The sequence below is a fragment of the Janthinobacterium sp. GW460-12-1-14-LB5 genome, from assembly GCF_059423585.1.
In genome coordinates, this window is record NZ_JBWKYD010000030.1 from 69,426 (window position 1) to 74,483 (window position 5,058).

Annotated in this window: 3 protein-coding genes; 1 reads left to right on the top strand and 2 read right to left on the bottom strand. The window is 61.0% G+C overall.

The window, feature by feature from the left end:
- Positions 1 to 59 precede the first annotated feature (59 nt).
- Positions 60 to 1,370: an ABC transporter substrate-binding protein gene (locus AC07X6_RS24950; RefSeq protein ID WP_230542262.1), complete on the bottom strand. Its 1,311-nt coding sequence runs from the start codon at positions 1,368 to 1,370 to the stop codon at positions 60 to 62.
- Positions 1,371 to 1,679: 309 nt separating this feature from the next.
- Here AC07X6_RS24950 and AC07X6_RS24955 point away from each other — a divergent pair, with 309 nt between their 5' ends.
- Positions 1,680 to 2,951 carry a maltoporin gene (locus tag AC07X6_RS24955; RefSeq protein ID WP_494792731.1) on the top strand — a complete coding sequence of 424 codons (1,272 nt, stop codon included), beginning with the start codon at positions 1,680 to 1,682 and terminating at the stop codon, positions 2,949 to 2,951.
- A gap of 74 nt (positions 2,952 to 3,025) precedes the next feature.
- Here the strand turns inward: AC07X6_RS24955 and AC07X6_RS24960 are convergent.
- Positions 3,026 to 5,058: chitinase C-terminal domain-containing protein (locus AC07X6_RS24960; protein WP_494792732.1), on the bottom strand; the 2,033-nt coding region annotated here is incomplete at its 5' end.

Consider the following 5,058-nt stretch of genomic DNA (forward strand, 5'->3'; position numbering starts at 1 on the left):
GACCCTCAGGGTCCGACCCCAGATTTATGCCGTTGGGGTACGCAAACTATGCAGCAGTCTTACTTGTAGTACCCGCCCTTACGCATTTCACGTTCCGCCGTCTGCTGCGACAATTCCAGCGCCTGCTCCACCGTCACCTTGCCCAGCAGCGCTGCCGCCATCTGCTGGCCGGCTGCCACGCCGATCACCTGGAACTCCGGGATCGACGCGAATTGCACGCCCACGTAAGGCGACGGCGGCAAGGTGCTTTGCACGGCGCGCGTGGTGGCCAGGGCCTTGCCTTCGGCGGCGGCAAATTTCGCCACTTTCTGGAACTCGGGGCTGGCATACGTGGACTTGCGCGTGCCCGTCGGCACATTGGCCCAGCTGGTTTCCTTGGCAACCAGTTTCACGTAATCGGGCGAGGTGGCCCAGTTGATGAAGCGCTGCGCTTCGTTCGGGTGTTTCGAGCTCGACGGGATGGCCAGCGACCAGATCCACAGCCAGTTGGCGCCCCGCTCCGTCACGCCGACGGGCGACTGGGCAAACGCCACCTTGTCGGCCACCTTGCTCTGTTTCGGGTCCGTGATGAAGGAGGCGGCGATCGTCGCGTCGATCCAGATGCCGCACTTGCCCTGGTTGAACAACGCCAGGTTTTCATTGAAGCTGTTGGCGGCCGCGCCTGGCGGGCCGTATTTCTTCATCAGGTCGACATACATGGTGACCGCGTCCTTCCACGGCTTGCTGGTAAATTGCGGCTTCCATTGCATGTCGAACAGCTGGCCGCCGTAGGAGTTGGCCATGGTGGTGATCAGCGCCATGTTGTCGCCCCAGCCCGGCTTGCCGCGCAGGCAGATGCCGTACACGCCGTTGGCCGGGTCGTGCAGCTTGGCCGCCACGTCGCGCAGCTGGTTCCAGCTGGGGCGGTCTTCGATCGTCACGCCCGCCTTTTTGACCAGGTCGCTGCGGTACATGATCATCGAGCTTTCGCCATAGAACGGCGACGCGTACAGCTTGCCGTCGCCGGACAGTCCCTCGCGGATGGCGGGCAGCAGGTCGTCGATATCGTACTTGGCGTCCGGCTTGATGGGGATCAACCAGTTTTTCTTGCCCCAGATGGGCGTTTCATACAGGCCGATGGTCATCACGTCGAACTGGCCGCCCTTGGTGGCGATATCGGTGGTCATGCGCTGGCGCAAGACGCCCTCTTCCAGGGTCACCCATTTGAGCTTGATGTCGGGATTGGCTTGCTCGAAGAACTTGCTGAGCTTTTGCATTTCGATCATGTGGCCGTTGTTGACGGTGGCGATGACGAGGTCGGTTGCGGCCGAGGCGGACGAGCTGAGGCAGAGCGCGCCGGCGCACAGCGCGGCAATGGCGGTACGTTTCATTGTGTGTCTCCAGTGTTTTTTGTCGTTGGCAATGCCGCTTGTTGGCACCACGACCACAATGTAGCACCGGGCTTTGATACTTTCTGATACTCCAAAACCGCAATTCGATACTCTTTTGCAGCGCCACTATGCGCGAGAGTATCGATATTGAGTAAAAACAACACTTTGAAAGAAAGTATCGTCACTTGTACGTTTTGTATCGGTCTGGTTAAAAAAGCGCTGCTAGACTTGGTTTTCGGCATTAGACCGTGTGCGGTGGCCGTCCTTCCGGGGCGCCAGCGCTACCACCTACATTCTTCTGGAGACCGCATGAATCGCACTGCATTGAAAACCTTACCTGCCCTGCTCCTGGCCATCGCCAGCGCTTCCGCCATGGCCGACCCCATGTACCCATCCGACTCCGAAGGCTTCCACGGCTACCTGCGCGCCGGCGCCGGCAGCAATACGTCGGGCGACGGCGGTTCGCAAGGCTGCTTCGGCCTGGGCGGCAATACCATGAAGTACCGTCTGGGCAATGAGTGCGATGCCTACACGGAATTCGGCTACACCAAGTCCGTCGCCCAGTCCGGCGGCGTGAACTACCTGGCCACCATCTGGGTCAACGCCTATGCGCCGAATTCGGATTTCGGCGATAACAAGCTGGGCATCGTCAAGGCCTACGTCGAAGCGCAGGGACTCGATTTCCTGAACGGCGGCACGGCCTGGATCGGCAAACGCTTCTACTACCGTCCTGACATCCACATGCTGGATTTGCAGTACATCAACATGAACGGCACGGGCGCCGGTCTGGACCGCATTCCTGCCGGCCCCGGTAAATTCTCGTACGCCTTCTTCAAGGACCGCGATCTCAACAAGCGCGACGACAATGGCGCCATCCTCGGCACTACCTCGGCCGTGCGCCAGAACTTCATCTACGGCGAGATTCCCGTCAATGAAAACGGCACCCTGGACCTGGCCGCCACCTACATCATCGGCGAAGGCAAGGACAACGACGTCTACGGCAAGAAACACAACGGCTGGCAACTGTCGGCATTCCACCGTCAAGGTAAAGTGTTTGGCGGCGGCAACACCTTCGGCGTGCAGTACGGCGTCGGTCCCGGCACGGGCCAGGGCGCGCAGTTCGGCGCTTCGGGCGACACCGGTCTGGGTTCGGACGTGAAACGCACGCGCATCTTCAATGACATGGCGATCCAGCCGATGGCCAACTTCGGCATGGAATTCGTCGCCCTGTGGCAAAAAGATGAGTCGAACGCCAACGGTTCCTCGACCTGGACCTCGGTCGGCGTGCGTCCTGTGTACGCGTTCACCAACAACTTCAAGCTGGTGGGCGAACTGGGCACGGACCGCGTGACGCAAGCGGGCGGCCTGCCGGCCAAGCGCCTGACCAAGCTGACCATCGCCCCGACGATCTCGGCCGGCCCTGGCCTGTGGTCGCGTCCTGAACTGCGCGCTTTCGTGACCTACGGCAAATGGAACGATGCGGCCACCGCCTCGGTCAATGCGTCGAACAACGGCGGCCCGATCTACAACAACAATACCAGCGGCACCTCGTACGGTTTCCAAGTGGAAACCTGGTTCTAAGCCAGCTTAACGGCCGCAATTAAAAAAGGGCGGAACCTCGGTTCCGCCCTTTTTACTTTACGACATCAACAACTTTACGGCAGCGCCACCGGCAATTCCGGATACTCTTGCGTCAGCGCATACTTGGTGCCGCCCACGGTGACCGTGTAATTGGCCGGTCCCGAGATCGGCAAGCGGTAGTTCAGGGTCAGCGCCACGGAGCCGCCCGGCGCCAGCGATTGCCAGGCGGGAATCGCGAAACGGGCCCGGTTGTAGTTCTTCGTGAAGCCGCCGATATTGTTCGGCCCCGTGTAGCCGGCATTGATCACCGTCAAGCCGAAGCCGGACTGGTCGCTCATGTCCGACGGCGCCGACACGGGATAGTCGAACTCCACCACGGTGCCGCCCGGCAAGGTCGACGTGGTGTTGTTCTTCACCGTCATCACGGGATTGATGGGGAAGTTGTTGTCGCCCAGCTTCCAGCCACCCAGGGTGATGCTGACGTTGGCCGCCGTGCCCGGCATGGCGATTTCGGCGCGTTTGTTGCCATACGCGCCAGCCGTGCGGAAAGCCTGGTACAGCACGTCCGTCAGGGTGGTGCCCATGAAATACTCGCCCTTGCCGCCGTTGCGCGTGGCATCCCAGGCATAGTCGCCCGCCATTTCCCAGATCATCACGCCGCCGATATTGTTGTTGACGATGTACTGGGCCTTGGCCGCGATCGATTGCGTGGTTTCCGTGGAAATGAACACTTTTTTGGTCGCATTCCACAGCCACGGCGCCACCATGGTACTGCTGTAGTACGGCACATACGTGCCCACCAGCGCCTTGTCCGTGACTTTATAGGCGTCCAGGTAGCTTGGAACGATGCCGTTTTGCAAGTTCAGCGCATGCCAGATGGGGTTGCCGCCGCCCGGCGTCGGCTTGCCTTGCGAATCGAGGTCGTACCACACGTTGTCGATGCCGGTCGCGCCCGTGCCGCATGTCTTGGTGCCGGCGCAAGTGACCGTGGAGCTGATCAGCGGCGTCGTGCCCCACAGGCCATTGGTGCCGCCCGTCACATCCTTCCAGCCCCGCGTGTAGAACGGCACGCCGATATTGATGCGTCCCGCCTGCATGGCGCCCCGGTAGTAGCGGTAGGCCCAGTCCGTGTTCAGGTAGCCGATGTTCTGGTACTGGTAGGCATTGCCGGCACGCAATTCACCATCGTTGCCGTCGTCAAACAGCGCCGCGTTCGGGCCCACGTACTGGTTCCACGCGCCGTGCAAGTCGTACGACATCAGGCTGGCGTAATCGAGATATTTCAATCCCGACATATTTTCCTCGCCGCGCAAGACCCAGCCCGAGGCGGAGCCGGCAATGGTCAGCAGATAGTATTTATTGTCCTGCACGGCCGCTTCGTCGAGCTTCTGGCGCAGCACCTTCAGCAGCACGTTGTAGCTCGTCATCAAGCCGGCCAGGCGCGGTTTCGACACGGCGAAGTCGTTCGGATTGCCCGCCTCGTTGTTGGTGGTCGGGTGTTCGTAATCGACATCGACGCCATCGAAGAAGTTGTACTGGCGCACGAACGCCACCATCGAGTCGGCCAGGGTATTGATGCCGGCCGTATTGATGCTGCCGTCCGCATTCGTCGTGGCCGTGTAAAAGCCGCCGCTGCCGGCCCAGCCGCCCACGGAAATCATCAGTTTCACGCCTGGATACTTCTTCTTGTATTGCGCCAGCAAGTTGAAATGGCCCTTGTACGGCAAGGACGGATCCATGGCCGCAGCCGGCACGTTGGGCCACGTCAGGCCCGTGTCCGGATTGGCCGCGCCGCTGCCGATGGCGATTTTCGACGTGGCCGGGTCGACGGAGGCGAACGCGTAGTTCAGGTGGGTGATCTTGTCCCAAGGCAAGTTATTCACCAGGTAAGTCGGGCTGCCATCGACGCCCGTGCGCCAGCTGGCAAAATAGCCGACGATGCGCCGGTTCAAGCCATTGCCCAGCACTTCGCGCCCATTCGCGTCATATACCTTGCAATACGGCACATTCGGCACGGCCGAAATCAGGCCGTCCGGGCGGCAAGCCGTGGGGGTTGGCGTTGGCGTTGGCGTTGGCGTTGGCGTTGGTGTTGGTGTTGGTGTTGGTG

Excerpts from the sequence above, each read along its gene's own strand:
- AC07X6_RS24950 (WP_230542262.1), bottom strand. The coding sequence starts at position 1,370 with ATGAAACGTACCGCCATTGCCGCGCTGTGCGCCGGCGCGCTCTGCCTC.
- AC07X6_RS24955 (WP_494792731.1), top strand. The coding sequence starts at position 1,680 with ATGAATCGCACTGCATTGAAAACCTTACCTGCCCTGCTCCTGGCCATC.